Source organism: Qipengyuania vesicularis, from assembly GCF_019711415.1.
GTDB lineage: Bacteria > Pseudomonadota > Alphaproteobacteria > Sphingomonadales > Sphingomonadaceae > Qipengyuania > Qipengyuania vesicularis.
Window position 1 is genome coordinate 826,100 of the sequence record NZ_JAIGNJ010000001.1, and the last position, 15,566, is coordinate 841,665.

A 15,566-nucleotide genomic window follows, 5' to 3' on the forward strand; every position below is an offset into this window, starting at 1 on the left:
GCCAATCAGCCCCGCCGGACGAAGTTCTCAGGACGTATATCAAGCTCGCCTAGCTTCTTGCGCAGGGTGTTGCGATTGATGCCGAGCAACTGCGCTGCTTTCACCTGATTTCCCTGCGTTTCGCGCAAGGCATGCTCGAAGAGCGGGCGTTCGAAGGCCGATAGCGCTTCGTGATAAACCGTGCCGGCTGCGGGTCTTTCTGCAATCAGCCATCCTTCCATCGCGCGCTCGACAGCGCTGCCCTGGGAACCTTCTTCGGACGACACACGACGGGGTAGTAAGTCGGTCACGAGGTCGGCATCGATCGCTTCGTCTCGGGCCATTAGCGCGAGCCGGAAGACGACGTTACGCAGTTCGCGTACATTGCCGCGCCAGTCATGGTCAGAGAGGGCGGCGACCGCATCTTCGCTTACCGTGTGGTGAGGCAGGCCCTCTTCGCGCGCCTGCCCAAGAAAATGTCGGGTAAGCGCCCCGATATCCTCGCGCCTCTCGCGCAACGGCGGAAGGTGGATCGGCACGACATTGAGCCGGTAGAACAAGTCCTCGCGGAAACGTCCGTCGGCGATCATGGGTGCAAGATCGCGATTGGTCGCCGCCACGATGCGCACGTCGACACCGATCTCCTGACGGCCGCCAACACGGCGTATCCGCCCGGACTGAAGCGCACGAAGCAACCGGGTCTGGGCCTCCGCAGGCATGTCGCCGATCTCGTCGAGGAACAGCGTGCCACCATTGGCCTGTTCGAACTTGCCGATGGCTTGCGAATGCGCACCGGTGAAGGCTCCACGTTCGTGCCCGAACAACTCGCTTTCGAGCAGGTCATGCGGGATCGCCGCCATGTTCACGGCAACGAACGGTCCGGTCCGCCGCGAGCCGAGCTGGTGGATTGCCTCGGCGACAAGTTCCTTCCCCGTCCCGCTCTCGCCAGTGACCAGGACAGTGAGATCGTTGCGCAGGACACGGGTGATCATGCGATACACATCCTGCATCGCCCGGCTTCGACCGATCAGGGGAAGCTCGCTCCCCTGCCCCGCTTCTTCCTCGTCATCACGCTTGGGTGCGCGCGCAACAGCCTGGCGAACAGCTTGCGTCAAATCATCGAGATCGAATGGCTTGGGGAAATATTCGAAAGCGTCGCTGTCGCTCGCGCGCACGGCCGTATCGAGCGTGTTCTGAGCCGAGAGGACGATGACCGGCATCCCCGGCGCTGCCTCGCGCACGCTTTCGATGCCGTCCAGACCGTCCCCGTCTTCCAGCATGATGTCGGTCAGCATGACGTCGTAACGTCCGCTCGCGAGCAGTTCGTCGCGCTTCGCCACTCTCGTGCAGGAGGTAACGTCATAACCCTCATCGCGGAGTGCTTCGGTTATCACTGTGGCGATGGCGCGGTCGTCTTCGACCAGCAGGATCTTGTGGCTCATGACTCGTTCCTGTCGGCTACCGGCAAGTTGATGCGGAAGTGGGTAAGGCCGCCGCGTTCATCACGTTCGTGTGCGATACGCCCGCCCATGTCGCGAAGCAGCTTCCGCACGAGGGCGAGACCGAGGCCCTGGCCATTCTTCTTACCGGATACGAAGGGCTCGAAAGCATGGTCGTGCAGATCGGGTGGCAGGCCGGGCCCGGGGTCGATGACGGTGATTTCGATCGGCATGCGCACCGCCTTGCCCAGCCGGATCGCGGAGAACACAAGCCCGCTCACGAAACGCGTGCGCACTATCACCTGCGCGTTCTCGACATCACAGCAGGCATCGCAGGCATTCGCCAGAAGGTTGATGAGCACCTGCTCGAGCGCGCCCTGATCCGCCTCCACTGCGGGGAGCGAGGGATCGAACTCTTCAACCAACTCGCAGCCATCATCCCGCCCTGCCCGCACTGTCGCCATGGCATTTCGGATGGCCTCGTGGAGATTGCAGGGGCCTGTCTTTACCGGGCTGCTACTACCGAGCTGCTGCATGCGATCGATCAACTGGGCGATGCGGTCGACCTCGCCTTCGATCATCGTGGCGAGTGGCCTGTCACGCTCCGATGCGCGCCTCGCAAGAAGCTGGCTGGCACCCCGGATCGCCGATAGCGGGTTCTTGATCTCGTGAGCCAGCACGGCTGGCGCACGCAGTTCGACCCGCTCCTCGTCCCCGCGATCATTGCCCTCCTGGCCAACCTCGGACAGCGAAATCACGCGCCAGCCCGGGTGGGCCTGCATGGGCGAGCTCGTCAGGTTGACGCGCCGCGTTCCGACCCCGGTCTCAAGCGAAATCCCGCGGGCAATAACCCTGCTGTCGCTCTTGCCCAGCCCCTCCCTAAGGCGTTCGTCCTCGATCGCTACCGCTTCGTGAAGCGACATCTCCTCGAGCCGGCGCGCGCTCCTGCCGAGCAGTTCTTCGGCCGCCGGATTGGCTTCCACGATCCGATCCTTGTCGTCGACCAGCAACACCGCAAAGACCAGTCCGGAAATCTGCGCGGCGGCGTCGGGCGCACCCGGACTCAAGCTCATGCCGCGCGCCGGTGCAGAAAAGGCTCGTAGAACCTCTCGAGTTCACCAAGAACTTCAGTGGTATCGTCGAGAAAGTTCACCCGATTGCGGAACTCCGCCGAACCGTGCATCCCCTTCGTATACCAGCCCAGGTGTTTGCGTGCGATCTTGACGCCAACCTGCTCGCCATAGAGCTCGAGCATATCACGATAATGCTCGACCACGACCTCGTACTGCTCGTCGAAACTCGGGCTCTCGAACCTCTCGCCAGTCCGCCACCAATGCATTACCTGCGCAAGGAGCCACGGCTTGCCATAGGCACCGCGCCCGATCATCAGACCGTCGGCGCCAGACTGATCCAGCGCCTTGCCTGCATCCTCGATCGTGCAGATGTCGCCATTCACGATAACCGGGATCGACACGGCGTCCTTTACCTTGCGCACGAACGCCCAGTCCGCGCTTCCCTTGTACATCTGGTTGCGCGTGCGGCCGTGCACGGTGACCATCTTGACGCCAAGGTCCTCGGCGATCCGGGCCAATTCGGGCGCGTTGAGGTCGGCATGGTCCCAGCCCATGCGCATCTTGACCGTGACCGGGACGTCGACTGCCTTGACCGTCGCTTCCATCAGCTTGGTCGCAAGCCCGACTTCCTTCATCAGCGCCGAGCCTGCGAGCTGGCCCACGACCTTGCGTACAGGGCAGCCGAAATTGATGTCGATGATATCGGCGCCATTACCCTGCTGGAGCTTGGCAGCCTCTGCCATGCTTGAAGGATCGCAGCCGACAAGCTGCATCGAAACCGGCTCTTCGATGGGATCCCAGGCAGCCTTCTGCACAGACTGGCGCGTCTCGCGGATCGCAGCTTCGCTCGCGATCATCTCCGTGACATTGAGGCCCGAGCCATATTTGCGCACGAGCTTGCGGAACGGTAGGTCCGTCACGCCCGTCATCGGCGCCAGTATTACCGGCGTGTCGATAGCGACATTGCCGATATGAATCGGCTTCGGCGGGGCCGGAGGAGAGGGTTGCGCGCTCATGATCGTGGGTGTGCCTAAATATTGGGCAGGCACATAGTGCGTTGCGGCGAAAACGGCAAGCCGCTAGCGGGCGGCATAGCTATGCAGGATGCAGCCCCCCTTCCCTCCTTCGCCGCCGTGGTCGTCGCCGCCGGAAAAGGGCTGCGTGCTGGGCAACCGCTGCCTAAGCAATTTGCGAATTGGCGCGGAAAAGCCGTCCTTCACCATTCGGTCGAAGCGCTGCTTGAAGCTGGCGCCAATCCGCTGATCGTGGTTATTCCGCAAGGAGGCGAGCCAGCTACTGCGACTGCGCTGAAAGGACTGGCCGGTTGGCAGATGGTCGTCGGCGGTGAGACACGTCAGCAATCGGTTGCGAATGGCCTGCAAGCCGTGGGCACAGCAGAGCGCGTGCTTATCCATGATGCCGCGCGCCCCGATCTACCTCGTGCGGTGATGGCTCGCTTGCTCGGCGCATTGGAGGGCTATCCCGGCGCGATCCCCGTGCTTCCGGTCGTCGACAGTCTTGCCATCGATCATGATGGCGTGATGGACGGTAGCGCAGAACGCGAAAAGCTTCGCCGAGTGCAAACCCCGCAAGCCTTCCGTTTCGATGCCATCCTTGCGGCGCACCAAGCGTGGGGTGGCGACGCTAATGCAGGCGACGACGCGCAGGTACTGCGCGCCCATGGCGGCGATGTTGCACTGGTCGAGGGCGACGAACGCCTCGCCAAACTTACATTTGCGGAGGATTTCGTGACCGACTTACCCGTTGTCCGGATCGGTACCGGCTTCGACGTCCACAAGCTTGCTGCTGGTGAAGAACTGTGGCTCGGCGGTGTGAAAATCGACCACGACAAGGGCCTTGCCGGTCACAGCGATGCTGACGTGGCGCTCCATGCCATTGTCGATGCCCTTCTCGGAGCGATCGGCAATGGTGATATCGGCAGCCACTTCCCCCCGTCCGACCCGCAATGGAAGGGCGCGAGCAGCGACCGTTTCCTTATGCATGCCGCCAAACTGGTCGATGAGGCCGGCTATCGCACTGGCAACATCGACCTCACGATCATTTGCGAAGCGCCGAAAATCGGTCCCCATCGAGAGGCCATGCGGGTGCGGATCGCCGGTTTACTCGGCGTTGACACCAGCGCCATATCGGTGAAGGCGACGACCACCGAGAGACTCGGTTTCACCGGTCGCGGCGAAGGGATCGCCGCCCAGGCCGCGGCAACCGTAGTCAGGAAGTGAACAATTAGAGACGCTCATGACCATCGAAAACTTGCTCCCGGACGACGTCGATGAACTCGCGCTGCGAGTGATCGAGGCCAACAAGGTTGCAGGGCGCACGGTTGTGCTGGCGGAAAGCTGCACGGGCGGTCTCGTCTCGGCTGCGCTCACCGAAATTCCCGGCTCTTCTGCCGTACTCGATCGCGGCTTCGTCACCTATTCGAACGAAGCCAAGATGGAGATGCTGGACGTTCCGCTGGACATCATCGAGACGTTCGGAGCGGTGTCGGTCGCCTGCGCCTGGGCGATGGCGAAGGGAGCGCTTGCGAAGAGCAATGCCGATGTTGCCGTCGCGATAAGCGGTGTTGCTGGACCAACCGGCGGGACTGCCCTCAAGCCCGTTGGAACCGTAGTTTTCGCCCGTGTCGTTCGCGGTGAGGAAGGCGAGCCCGAGGGGGAACTCAAGAAGTTCGAACCGACCTCTCGCGCGGACATCCGCCGCGAAGCGACAATCTGCGCGCTTGAACTCTTGATGCCCTAGAGGTTGGCCGCGGCGTTCTCGCGACCGTACAGCTCGTCGGCACGCTTCTCGAAGGCTTCTACCATTTTGCGAAAGGCGCGGTCGAAATATTGGCCGGCCAGCGCTTCGAACATCGCATTGCGGAAGCTGAACTCGACACAGAAATCGATCTCGCACCCGCCATCTGGCAGGCAGGTGAAATGCCAGTTGTTGTCGAGGTCCTTGAGCGGGCCATCGACATAGAAAACCTCGATATGCTCGGGGCGATTCTTGATGACGCGTGAGGTGAACTTTTCACGGATCGCCTTGAAGCCGACCAGCATGTCCGCCGTCATTTCGGTATCGCTATCGCTGCGAATGCGAGTGGCGACGACCCAGGGCAGGAACTTGGGATAGCTCGCGACATCGGCCACGAGATCGAACATCTGTTCGCAGCTGTAAGGAAGGCGCCGCGTTTCGCGAATGCCCGGCATTAGCCGTCGGCCCTCGCCTGCGCCTTTGCAAGCTTCTCCTCGCGTGCGGCCTTCATCACGGCGAAGTCGTCGCCAGCGTGATAGCTCGAACGTGTAAGTGGGCTGGACGCGACCTGCAGGAAACCCTTGGCGCGGGCGATCGAGCCGTATGCCGCAAACGCCTTGGGCGTCACGAAGTCTTCGACCTTGGCGTGCTTCGGTGTGGGCTGGAGATATTGGCCCATGGTGATGAAATCGACATCGGCGCTGCGCATGTCGTCCATCACCTGGTGAACTTCGAGCCGCTGCTCACCGAGACCCAGCATGATACCCGACTTGGTGAAGATCATCGGATCGTGGCTCTTCACCTCTTCGAGCAACCGCAGTGACGCGTAATAGCGCGCACCGGGACGGATGGTCGGGTAAAGGCGCGGCACGGTTTCGAGGTTGTGGTTGTAAACGTCAGGGCCCGCCTCGCAGATCTTCTCGACCGCAGCGCGCATCTTGCCGCGGAAATCGGGAGTGAGGATTTCGATCGTCGTGTCGGGCGTTTCGCGGCGCAGCGCCTTGATCACTTTCACGAACTGGTCCGCACCGCCATCGGGAAGATCGTCGCGATCCACCGACGTAATCACGATGTGGTTGAGGCCCATCTGGCCGGCAGCAATGGCGACATTCTCCGGCTCCATGGGATCGACGATCCGCGGCATGCCGGTCTTCACGTTGCAGAAGGCGCAGGCCCGCGTGCAGACATCGCCCAGGATCATCACGGTGGCGTGCTTCTTGTCCCAGCATTCGCCGATATTCGGACAGGCCGCTTCCTCGCACACCGTATTGAGCGAGAGGTCGCGCATCAGCTTGCGCGTCTCGTGATAGCCCTTGCTGACCGGAGCCTTCACACGGATCCAGTCTGGCTTGCGCTGCCTTTTCGGCTGTTCGCCTTCGGGCTTCGGCGGGGAGGATAGATCATTCATCGCGCGGCCCATCTAGGCGCGCGAGGCCAAGTGAGCAAGGCGTGGATAGCTATTCGCCTGCCTACTTGGCAGGTGTCGCGCTGCGAGCTATCGGCAAGGCCATGGATGCTGCGACCCTCCAGACGTTCACCTCCCCGGTGATCCTCTTCTTCGTCCTTGGCATGCTGGCCGCTTTCGCGCGGTCGGAACTGGCCGTCCCGGAAGCCCTGGCCAAGGGGATGTCGCTCTACCTGATGGCGGCCATTGGCCTCAAGGGCGGTGTCGCGGTTTCGGAATCCGGCGTCGATGGCACTGTCGCACTGGCGTTGCTCGCCGGTATCGGCGCAAGCTTCCTCATGCCGCTCTTCGCCTTTTGGGTTCTGCGCGGCTTCGGCAGGCTCGACCAGATCAATGCCGGGGCGGTGGCGGCGCATTATGGCTCGGTCAGCGTCGTGACATTCGTCACGGCTGTCGAGATTTACGAGCTGCGCGGGACGCCGCCGGGCGGTTTCATGGTGGCGGTGATGGCAGCAATGGAGACTCCCGCAATCCTCACCGGCCTGCTCCTCGCCCGCAAGGCAATCGACGGGCAGACGGCCAAGTCCAGTCAAGCCACCGGGGAGCTGCTGCACGAAGTTTTCTTCAACGCCTCGGTCGTCTTGCTGCTGGGAGCCTTTGCAATCGGCGTAATCAGCGGTGCGAGCGGGTTCGATGACGTCGCGCCCTTCTTCCAGGCAGGATTCAAGGGCGTGCTGTGCCTGTTCCTGCTCGATATGGGCCTGATTGCCGCTCGCAGGCTGATGGATGCCCGCGCCATGACATGGCGTCTCGGAGCGATCGCCATCGCCCTGCCCCTGATAAACGGCGCGATCGGTACCCTGATAGGGACGATGATCGGCCTCGATGTCGGTTCGGCGGCTGCGCTCGGCGTTCTATGCGCCAGTGCAAGCTACATTGCGGTTCCGGCGGCCATGCGACTCGCCCTGCCTCAGGCCGATGCGGGGATCTACCTCACCATGTCGCTGAGCGTGACCTTCCCCTTCAACATCCTGATCAATATCGGGCTCATCGGTGCGCTGGCGAGCGCCCTGGCGCGCGGCTGAGGAGGCTTTCCATGATCGAAACCGTCATTCGCAAGCGTATCGAGATACTCGCCGACGTCGCGCTAGTCCGCCGCGTAACCGAGGCAATCGATCGCGCCGGGATCACCGGCTGGACCGTCACCCCCGTGCAATCGGGCAAGGGCCGGGATGGACACTGGCGCGAGGAGCGCGTCATGGGCACCGACAAGGTATTCGTCCTGACGATCGCAGCGCAGGACAAGGCCATGGCTCTGGCTGAGGACCTCGCCCCGATTTTGACCAGCCACGGCCTTCTCCTGACCATGTGGGATGTCGAGGTCATCCGCGGGGAGCGCTTCTGATGCCTGAGTTCACAGAACTTCTCCGCGGCTATCACCGGTTCCGTGCAGACGGGTATCCCGAGCAGAAAGAGCGCTACGATCAGCTCGTCGCAGAGGGTCAGCATCCCAAGTTGATGATCATCGGCTGTTCCGACAGCCGCGTCGATCCGGCGCAGATATTCGATGTCGATCCGGGAGAGATATTCGTTGTTCGCAATGTCGCGGCTCTGGTCCCTCCCTTTGAAACCACACCTGGCCAGCACGGGGTCTCCGCAGCGGTCGAGTTTGCTGTGAACTTCCTCGAAGTGCGGCAGATCGTGGTCATGGGGCATGGCATGTGCGGTGGCTGCAAGGCGGCTCTTTCTCGCGACTTGCACGGCTCGGCTCCCGGAGAAGGCGGGTTCATTGCCAATTGGGTCAATCTCTTGGACGATGCACGCGACGAAGTCGTTGCGAAGCATGGGTGCGAAGGTGAAACCGCAGAACGCGCTATGGAAATGGCCGCCGTCGGGGTGAGCCTCGAGAACCTTCGCAGCTTCCCAAATGTGCGGGCGCGGGAAGAAGAAGGGTCGCTCAAACTGCGCGGCGGCTTCTTTTCGATTGCCGAGGGTGTTCTCTACGTGCTTGACGAAGAAACCGGGCAATTCCAACCTGCGAAGTGACTTGCGCCGGCGCCCCGCGCCCTGCATGTCAGCGCGCATGCCAGAAAAAGAACTGAAAAACATCGCCCTGCTGATCGACGCGGACAACACGACACCGCGCGGGATCGATCCGGTCCTCACCGTCATGGCCGAACTGGGCCAAGTCAATATCAAGCGGGCCTATGGAAATTTCGCCAAGAACAACTTGGCCAAATGGGACACGATCACGCACAAGTTCGGCATTCGCCCGCAGCAGCAATTCGACCTGACCGCAGGCAAGAATGCCACCGACATGGCCATGACGATCGATGCGATCGATCTGCTTTACCAAGGCAAGGTCGATGGTTTCGGTATCATGAGTTCGGATAGTGACTTCACCCCGCTCGCCACGCGGCTTCGGCAGGATGGCCTGATCGTCTATGGTTTCGGCAGCAAGAACAAGACTCCTGATGCGTTCAAGAGCGCCTGCACGCGCTTTATCGATATCGACGCGCTGATCGCGGGCGCGTCGGATGAACCGTCGCCTGCCAAGTCGAAGGGAGGCAAGGACAAGTCCGCCATCGATGACGAGCTCGTCGAGCTGCTTGGTACGGCTTGGAAAGCCGCCAACCGCGATGAGGACGGCTATGCGCAGATGGGCGAAGTCGGAAGCCTTGCCGGCAACCGTTCGAGCTTCGATGTTCGCAACTACGGTTTCAAGCGCCTGTCCGACCTCTTCCAGTCGATGGACCAATTCAAGGTCGAGCGCCGCGACAACACGCTTTGGGTCAAACGCCTTCGCTAGATGCAAGAACGGCGCGGTCCCCGGGGAACCGCGCCGTCTTTCCAGCCCGAGAGGGGCTGAACCTTAGGAACCGACCTTCGAAGTCGCGTAAAGCGCCCACAGGCTGGCGATATCCTTGCGCGCACCTTCGACCTTCTTGAAGGTCTCGATGGCTTCGGCGTATTTGCCCTGATCGTACTGGGCTATACCCAGACGGGTAAGGACCTGCGGCGTTTCAACCCCGGTCATGGTCAGGGCCTTGGTGTAGAACTCTTCGGCTTCGACCGGCTGGTCGTAGCTGAGGAAAGTATCACCTGCGACGACCAGAGTCCTCAGATCGGCACTCGGCTTGCGCGCATCGGCCGCCAGTTCACCGAGGCTGGCCTTGTCGGAAGCCAGGCGGGAATCCGCTTCCTTGCGGCGTTCGGCGATATAGGGATCGCTACGATCGACGACGCCCAGCGCATAGCCCTGGTCGATCACTGCAACCACCTCGCCGGGATAACGGCGCGAGTCGAGCATCTCGACATATTCGCTCAAGACTTCCTTGGCATTGTAATGGTTGAGCCGGCGCGAAAGGCGCAGAAGGTCGAGGATGTCGGGATTGGCGTATTCCGCCGAATTCAGCGTGATGATCACGGCGTCGGCCCAGACTTCGGGGCTTCCGTAATCGCTCGCCAGCCAGCGTACGAACTTCGGCGCCTGACCCGCAACCGAGTTGTTGTATGCGCGCGAAAGACCCGTGCGGATCCAGTTTTCAGGCACTGGTTCGCCGGCGGCCTTCTTGTTCTCGATGATCTCCGCGATGTAGTTCACGCCTTCAGCGTACTGATCCTGCTCGAAGTACAGGTCTGCGATCATCAGGCGCATCTCGTCAGCCCCGAGCGCACGGCTGGTGCCGTCAGCCATCGTGGCGTTGAACGAATAGTTCGCATCGATGGCCCGTTCGAGAGCGGCACGCGACTTCGCGATATCGCCATTGCTGCGATAGATCTGGTAAAGGGCGACGTTGATCTGACCGCCACGCTGTGCGTCGAGCTTGCCCGACGACTGCATCATTTCGAGGCCCTGCAGTTCCATGGCGTCGTCATCGGTCTGACGCGAGAGATTGAACAGGAGGCCGCCCGCCGCGTTGCGATCGTCATCCGTCGATACGGCAGCGAGGACTGCGGGGATCATGGCCTTGACCGCTTCGAGGTCGGCGTTCTCCGCATTGAGAGCAGTGTTTGCCTCGTTATAAGCCGCGATGAACTCCTGCGTGTAGTCCGGGCCCTCCGCTTCTTCCTTGTCCTTCTTCTTTTTCTTCTGGGCGAATGCCGGCTGCTCGAGAGCAGCAGCGCCAAGCGTGCCGGTAGCCGCGAGAACAAGCGCCATGGCAATGGCCGACGACGGACGCGAAGCCTTGTTGAGACGGGTGAAGATCATTGGTAACTCCCAAGAGTGGATAGGGATGAAAGCGCCGTGGGGCGCCGGAATACGGTCATGCACGCGGCCTTTGCCGCTTCTGCGCTCTCATTGCAAATCATGTAGCCGAACGGCGCTGAATGGTGATTGAATACCGACATATCCCGTCGTTCATGGTTACCAATCGCACAGTGACCACCCATATGTGGAAAAAGCGCGTGAAACTGCCATTCGGTTCCCGCAATCGGTGGCGCTACAAGGGCACTTCGCCTAAGCTTTTCTGCCTGATTACCTGTCTTACACAGCATACGGATTACCAGAGTTTTGGCTGACGACATCGACACGATCGATACCCCCGCACCGGGCGGCGAAGAACATACCCGCATCGACATCGTCGAGGAAATGAAGACGAGCTATCTCGATTACGCGATGAGCGTGATCGTGAGCCGCGCACTGCCCGATGTTCGCGATGGATTGAAGCCCGTCCACCGCCGTATCCTCTTTGCCAGCAACGAAGGCGGCTTCGTGGCCGGACGTCCGTTCCGCAAGAGCGCCAAGATCGTCGGTGACGTGATGGGTAACTACCACCCTCACGGCGATGCTGCGATTTACGACGCATTGGCCCGCATGACCCAGAACTGGTCTCTGCGCGTGCCGTTGATCGACGGCCAGGGGAACTTCGGTTCGATGGACCCCGATCCACCGGCTTCGATGCGTTACACCGAGGCACGCTTGGCCCGGGTGGCAAACTCGTTGCTGGATGATCTCGACAAGGACACCGTCGATTTCGCCGACAACTACGATGGCTCCCGCCGTGAACCGACGGTCCTCCCTGCCCGCTTCCCCAACCTTCTGGTCAATGGCGCAGGCGGTATCGCGGTCGGCATGGCAACGAACATCCCGCCGCATAACCTCGGCGAGGTCATCGACGGCTGTTTCGCCTACATGGACAACCCCGCCATCACGAGCGAGGAACTGTTCGAGATCATTCCGGGTCCGGATTTCCCGACTGCACCCCTAATCCTTGGCAAGTCAGGTGCGCGTGCGGCCTATACCACGGGGCGCGGATCGATCCTCCAGCGCGCACGTCATACGATCGAAGAGAAGCGCGGCGATCGCAAGTCGATCGTGCTTACCTCCATTCCCTTCCAGGTCGGCAAGAGCGGCCTGGTCGAGAAGATCGCCGAGGCGGCCAAGGACAAGCGCATCGAAGGCATCTCGGACATTCGCGACGAGTCCTCACGGCAGGGCGTGCGCGTGGTCGTGGACCTCAAGCGCGACGCCTCGCCCGAAGTCGTGCTCAACCAAATCTGGCGCTACACGCCGGCACAGGCGAGCTTCCCGGCCAACATGCTGGCCATCAGCGGCGGCCGCCCCGAAGTCCTGACACTGCGTGAATTCATCCAGGCCTTCATCTCCTTCCGTGAGGAAGTAATCACCCGCCGCACGAAGTTCGAGCTGAACAAGGCGCGCGACCGAGCGCACATCTTGCTCGGCCTTGTGGTCGCTGTCTCGAACCTCGACGAAGTCGTGGCCATGATCCGAGGGGCACCTACGCCTGCGGAGGCGCGCGCACGACTGCTCGCCAAGGAATGGCCGATCGGCGATATCGCGCGGTATATCGCGCTGGTCGAAGCCATAGAACCGAGCGACGAGCAGACCGGAGGCACCTACCGCCTGTCCGAGCGACAGGTGAAGGCCATCCTCGACCTGCGACTGCATCGCCTCACCGCGCTTGGCCGCGACGAGATTGGTGACGAGCTCAAGGAACTCTCACTTTCTATCGAGGAGTATCTCTCGATCCTCGCAGACCGCGTGAAGCTTTACGGCGTGATGCGCGGCGAGCTCGAAGAGATCAAAGCGGCCTACGCCACACCTCGCGTCTCCGAGATCGCTCCCGCATGGGACGGGATCGAAGACGAGGACCTCATCGAACGCGAAGAGATGGTCGTGACCGTCACGCACGGCGGTTACATCAAGCGCACCCCACTCGATGCCTTCCGTGCGCAGGCTCGCGGCGGCAAGGGCCGTAGCGGCATGGCGACGAAAGACGAAGATGCCGTCGTCGAAATGTTCGTAACTTCGACGCATAACCCCGTGCTATTCTTCACCAATACGGGCCGCGTCTATCGCATGAAGGTGTGGAAGCTGCCGGAAGGCGGGCCGCAGACTAAAGGCCGCCCGATGGTCAACCTTCTGCCCCTGGGGGACGACGAGCGCGTGACCAATGTGCTCGCCCTGCCCGAGGACGAGCAGGAATGGGCCAAGCTCAACATCGTATTCGCGACCGAGCAAGGCATGGTGCGCCGTAACTCGATGGATGCCTTCACCAACGTCCCCAGCAACGGCAAATACGCAATGGGCTTCGTGGAAGGCAGCGGCGACCGCCTGATCGGGGTTGAGCTGCTGACCGAAGAGCAGGAAATCTTCCTCGCTTCGGATTCGGGCAAGGCGATCCGTTTCTCCGCCACCGACGCGCGCGAAACCAAGAGCCGCACCGGCATCGGTGTTCGCGGCATGAAGCTGAAGGACGGCCAGAAGGTCGTCTCCATGGCCGTGCTCGCTGCAGGCGAGCGCGATACGGAGGTACGCGACGCATATCTTCGGGCCGCGGATTGGAAGAACAACGAGAACGAACCCACGCTCGATGCGGACAAGGTTGGCGAAATGGCCGATGCGGAGGAGTTCATCCTGACGCTGACAGCCAATGGATATGGCAAGATCTCCTCGGCCTATGAGTACCGCACCATCGGGCGCGGCGGGATGGGCCTGACCAATATCGGCGAACCTTCCAGCAATCCGGAACGCAACGGCCCGGTCGTGGCGAGCTTCCCGGTCAAGCATGGATCGCAGCTCATGCTGGTGACCGACCAGGCCAAGCTGATCCGCCTGCCCATCACCTTCCGTCACATGATAGACGGCGGCTTCGAGAACCACGAAGGCTTCTCGATCTCCGGCCGTGGATCCTCGGGTGTCCGCATCTTCAACGTGGCCAAGGGCGAGCAGATCGTCGGCGCCGCACTGATCGACGAGACCGAAGATCCGGAGAACGAGGCCGAGGAACTGGTCCAGGACGAAATTGCCGCGCGCGGCGGGCTCGAGAAGACCGAACCCTACACGACCAAGCACTCGGACAAGAACATCGACGATGAGCCGGGCGGATGAACCTGACGGTCGAGCCTAGCGGCCAGGCGTGCGGAGCACGCGTGACCGGGCTCGACCTATCGCAGGACATCCCGGCCGACCTCGCTGCAGAAATCCGTGCGATCTGGCTCGAACACAAGGTGGTCGCTTTTCCCGGCCAGCGAATGGATGACGATGCGCTGGAGCGGTTCACCCTCTCCATGGGTGGGTTCGGGGAAGACCCCTTCTTCGCTCCCATTGCCGGCCGCAATAACATCGCTGCGATCTTGCGCGAGGCGGACGAGACCAGCCCCCTCTTTGCCGAAAACTGGCACAGCGACTGGAGTTTCCTCGATCACCCGCCTGCCGGGACGTGCCTATTGGCGATCGATATCCCGCCCATGGGGGGAGACACGCTGTTCGCCGACCAGCAAGCGGCCTTCGCTGCCCTCCCCGAAGAACGTAAGGAGCAGCTGCGTGGTTTGAACGCGATCCACAGCGCCAAGCTCGCCTACGCGCCGGACGGCACATATGGCGAGCGCGACGAGGGCCGCTCCATGGCCATTCGTCCGAGCGAGGCCGCCAATGACTGCCGGACGCATCCCCTTATCCTGACGCATCCCGAGACCGGCAGAGAGGGCTTCTTCTCGACGCTGGGCTACATCATCGGGATCGAGGGCATGGAGCAATCTGAGGCTATCTCCCTGCTCTCCGAACTCGCGCAGTGGCAATCGCGCGAAGATTTCGTCTACCGACATCAATGGGAAGACGACATGCTGGTGATGTGGGACAACCGCGCCGTCTTGCACAAAGCAACGGGCGGGTATGAAGGCCACCGGCGCGAATTGCACCGCACGACCATTGCTGCCTTTCGCGGTTAGTCCTTTCCCTTGCGGATCGTCTGGATGACTCCCGTCACAATCAGGAACTGCGCCGAATAATAGAGCGGCCAGACCAGCCACTCGGCCAGTTCCAGCGGAATACGCTCGGCCTCGCGCGCGAAGATAGCGAGGTCGCTGACCACAAAGAGGACTGCCCCTACGCCAACGCGATAGCGCGGGAAACTGCTCGTCCAAGCGCTACCGGCCATGATGCCAAGGATCAGGGCGTAGAGCGCGGCGAGATACCAGTTCTCGAGCGGATAGGTCAGTAGTGCTGCCAGCAGGGGGGTTCCGATGAGCAGCGCCACACCGGCCGCATTCTGACTCCCCGTCGGACGCTCTCGCCGGTTGGAAAGGAACAGCCAGATAGCGATGAGATGCGCTACTCCGAATAGCGCACCGCCTGCGAGGAAATTGAACTCGATCACGACATCGGCAAGCGCACCGAGTGTCATCACCGAGGCGATCAGCGCACCTTCCCGGCCCATCCCGCGATGCGCCGCGTAGACCGCAAGAAATCCGACCCCGGCGCCTTTCCACAAGGCGAGCCAGCTGCCGCCGACCTTGCCGTCCATCACGAAGAAATAGGTGATCGCGAACAGCAGGCTGAGCAGCAGATAAGGTCGATGCTCGATCAGAGCGCGTTTCGGCATGGTGCAATTTCCCTCGTGAAGCCCCGCGCATCGCGCAAACACAGCGCCGTTGCAAGCGGCCAGA

At 61.8% G+C, this 15,566-nt stretch carries 15 protein-coding genes; 8 read left to right on the forward strand and 7 right to left on the reverse strand.

Going from position 1 to position 15,566, the window contains the following annotated elements; genetic code table 11:
* Positions 1-5: 5 nt before the first annotated feature.
* From ntrC to dusB, 3 genes are read right to left on the reverse strand one after another with little or no spacing between them, the layout of a single operon-like run.
* Positions 6-1,421: a nitrogen regulation protein NR(I) gene (gene ntrC, locus K3146_RS04135; protein WP_221544907.1), complete on the reverse strand. Its 1,416-nt coding sequence runs from the start codon at positions 1,419-1,421 to the stop codon at positions 6-8.
* Positions 1,418-2,491 (reverse strand): two-component system sensor histidine kinase NtrB, encoded by a 1,074-nt coding sequence (locus tag K3146_RS04140; protein ID WP_221544908.1) that lies wholly within the window; start codon positions 2,489-2,491, stop codon positions 1,418-1,420. Before K3146_RS04140 ends, ntrC begins: the two co-directional genes overlap by 4 nt.
* Positions 2,488-3,507, reverse strand: a complete 1,020-nt coding sequence (gene dusB, locus K3146_RS04145; RefSeq protein WP_221544909.1) for a tRNA dihydrouridine synthase DusB — start codon at positions 3,505-3,507, stop codon at positions 2,488-2,490. The genes K3146_RS04140 and dusB overlap by 4 nt, the downstream gene beginning before the upstream one ends.
* Positions 3,508-3,588: 81 nt before the next feature.
* Here dusB and K3146_RS04150 point away from each other — a divergent pair, with 81 nt between their 5' ends.
* Both K3146_RS04150 and K3146_RS04155 read left to right on the forward strand, forming a co-directional pair.
* A complete protein-coding gene (locus K3146_RS04150; RefSeq protein ID WP_221544910.1) occupies positions 3,589-4,731 on the forward strand; it encodes a bifunctional 2-C-methyl-D-erythritol 4-phosphate cytidylyltransferase/2-C-methyl-D-erythritol 2,4-cyclodiphosphate synthase in 1,143 nt (380 codons plus the stop codon).
* Between the two features lie 16 nt (positions 4,732-4,747).
* Positions 4,748-5,251 (forward strand): CinA family protein, encoded by a 504-nt coding sequence (locus tag K3146_RS04155; RefSeq protein ID WP_221544911.1) that lies wholly within the window; start codon positions 4,748-4,750, stop codon positions 5,249-5,251.
* Here K3146_RS04155 and K3146_RS04160 read toward each other — a convergent pair.
* Both K3146_RS04160 and lipA read right to left on the reverse strand, forming a co-directional pair.
* Positions 5,248-5,703, reverse strand: a complete 456-nt coding sequence (locus K3146_RS04160; protein ID WP_221544912.1) for a type II toxin-antitoxin system RatA family toxin — start codon at positions 5,701-5,703, stop codon at positions 5,248-5,250. The genes K3146_RS04155 and K3146_RS04160 overlap by 4 nt on opposite strands.
* Positions 5,703-6,656: a lipoyl synthase gene (gene lipA / locus K3146_RS04165; RefSeq protein ID WP_221544913.1), complete on the reverse strand. Its 954-nt coding sequence runs from the start codon at positions 6,654-6,656 to the stop codon at positions 5,703-5,705. Before lipA ends, K3146_RS04160 begins: the two co-directional genes overlap by 1 nt.
* 41 nt (positions 6,657-6,697) lie before the next feature.
* Here lipA and K3146_RS04170 point away from each other — a divergent pair, with 41 nt between their 5' ends.
* Genes K3146_RS04170 through K3146_RS04185 form a run of 4 tightly spaced genes read left to right on the forward strand, consistent with a single transcriptional unit; the run spans position 6,698 to position 9,462 of the window.
* Positions 6,698-7,738, forward strand: a complete 1,041-nt coding sequence (locus K3146_RS04170) for a sodium-dependent bicarbonate transport family permease (RefSeq protein ID WP_345723688.1) — start codon at positions 6,698-6,700, stop codon at positions 7,736-7,738.
* Positions 7,739-7,749: 11 nt separating this feature from the next.
* On the forward strand, positions 7,750-8,058 hold the full coding sequence (locus K3146_RS04175) for a P-II family nitrogen regulator (RefSeq protein WP_221544914.1): 309 nt from the start codon (positions 7,750-7,752) through the stop codon (positions 8,056-8,058).
* Positions 8,058-8,699, forward strand: a complete 642-nt coding sequence (locus K3146_RS04180) for a carbonic anhydrase (protein WP_221544915.1) — start codon at positions 8,058-8,060, stop codon at positions 8,697-8,699. Before K3146_RS04175 ends, K3146_RS04180 begins: the two co-directional genes overlap by 1 nt.
* A gap of 37 nt (positions 8,700-8,736) precedes the next feature.
* A complete protein-coding gene (locus K3146_RS04185; RefSeq protein ID WP_221544916.1) occupies positions 8,737-9,462 on the forward strand; it encodes an NYN domain-containing protein in 726 nt (241 codons plus the stop codon).
* Positions 9,463-9,525: 63 nt separating this feature from the next.
* On the opposite strand, the gene K3146_RS04190 is transcribed toward K3146_RS04185, so the two are convergent.
* The gene (locus K3146_RS04190; protein ID WP_221544917.1) at positions 9,526-10,866 is read right to left on the reverse strand and encodes a tetratricopeptide repeat protein; all 1,341 of its coding nucleotides are present in this window, start codon (positions 10,864-10,866) and stop codon (positions 9,526-9,528) included.
* A gap of 303 nt (positions 10,867-11,169) precedes the next feature.
* Between K3146_RS04190 and gyrA the strand changes: the two genes are divergently transcribed.
* Together gyrA and K3146_RS04200 are read left to right on the forward strand one after the other, a co-directional pair.
* Positions 11,170-14,010 (forward strand): DNA gyrase subunit A, encoded by a 2,841-nt coding sequence (gyrA, locus tag K3146_RS04195; RefSeq protein WP_221544918.1) that lies wholly within the window; start codon positions 11,170-11,172, stop codon positions 14,008-14,010.
* Positions 14,007-14,849, forward strand: a complete 843-nt coding sequence (locus K3146_RS04200; protein WP_221544919.1) for a TauD/TfdA dioxygenase family protein — start codon at positions 14,007-14,009, stop codon at positions 14,847-14,849. Before gyrA ends, K3146_RS04200 begins: the two co-directional genes overlap by 4 nt.
* Here the strand turns inward: K3146_RS04200 and K3146_RS04205 are convergent.
* The gene (locus K3146_RS04205) at positions 14,846-15,502 is read right to left on the reverse strand and encodes a lysoplasmalogenase (RefSeq protein ID WP_221544920.1); all 657 of its coding nucleotides are present in this window, start codon (positions 15,500-15,502) and stop codon (positions 14,846-14,848) included. The genes K3146_RS04200 and K3146_RS04205 overlap by 4 nt on opposite strands.
* Between the last annotated feature and the right edge of the window lie 64 nt (positions 15,503-15,566).

Coding starts and splice junctions, on each gene's coding strand:
- K3146_RS04190 (WP_221544917.1), bottom strand. CDS start 10,866: ATGATCTTCACCCGTCTCAACAAGGCTTCGCGTCCGTCGTCGGCCATT.
- K3146_RS04200 (WP_221544919.1), top strand. CDS start 14,007: ATGAACCTGACGGTCGAGCCTAGCGGCCAGGCGTGCGGAGCACGCGTG.
- lipA (WP_221544913.1), bottom strand. CDS start 6,656: ATGAATGATCTATCCTCCCCGCCGAAGCCCGAAGGCGAACAGCCGAAA.
- K3146_RS04185 (WP_221544916.1), top strand. CDS start 8,737: ATGCCAGAAAAAGAACTGAAAAACATCGCCCTGCTGATCGACGCGGAC.
- K3146_RS04150 (WP_221544910.1), top strand. CDS start 3,589: ATGCAGGATGCAGCCCCCCTTCCCTCCTTCGCCGCCGTGGTCGTCGCC.
- K3146_RS04140 (WP_221544908.1), bottom strand. CDS start 2,491: ATGAGCTTGAGTCCGGGTGCGCCCGACGCCGCCGCGCAGATTTCCGGA.
- K3146_RS04155 (WP_221544911.1), top strand. CDS start 4,748: ATGACCATCGAAAACTTGCTCCCGGACGACGTCGATGAACTCGCGCTG.
- ntrC (WP_221544907.1), bottom strand. CDS start 1,421: ATGAGCCACAAGATCCTGCTGGTCGAAGACGACCGCGCCATCGCCACA.
- K3146_RS04175 (WP_221544914.1), top strand. CDS start 7,750: ATGATCGAAACCGTCATTCGCAAGCGTATCGAGATACTCGCCGACGTC.
- K3146_RS04160 (WP_221544912.1), bottom strand. CDS start 5,703: ATGCCGGGCATTCGCGAAACGCGGCGCCTTCCTTACAGCTGCGAACAG.
- K3146_RS04205 (WP_221544920.1), bottom strand. CDS start 15,502: ATGCCGAAACGCGCTCTGATCGAGCATCGACCTTATCTGCTGCTCAGC.
- K3146_RS04180 (WP_221544915.1), top strand. CDS start 8,058: ATGCCTGAGTTCACAGAACTTCTCCGCGGCTATCACCGGTTCCGTGCA.
- dusB (WP_221544909.1), bottom strand. CDS start 3,507: ATGAGCGCGCAACCCTCTCCTCCGGCCCCGCCGAAGCCGATTCATATC.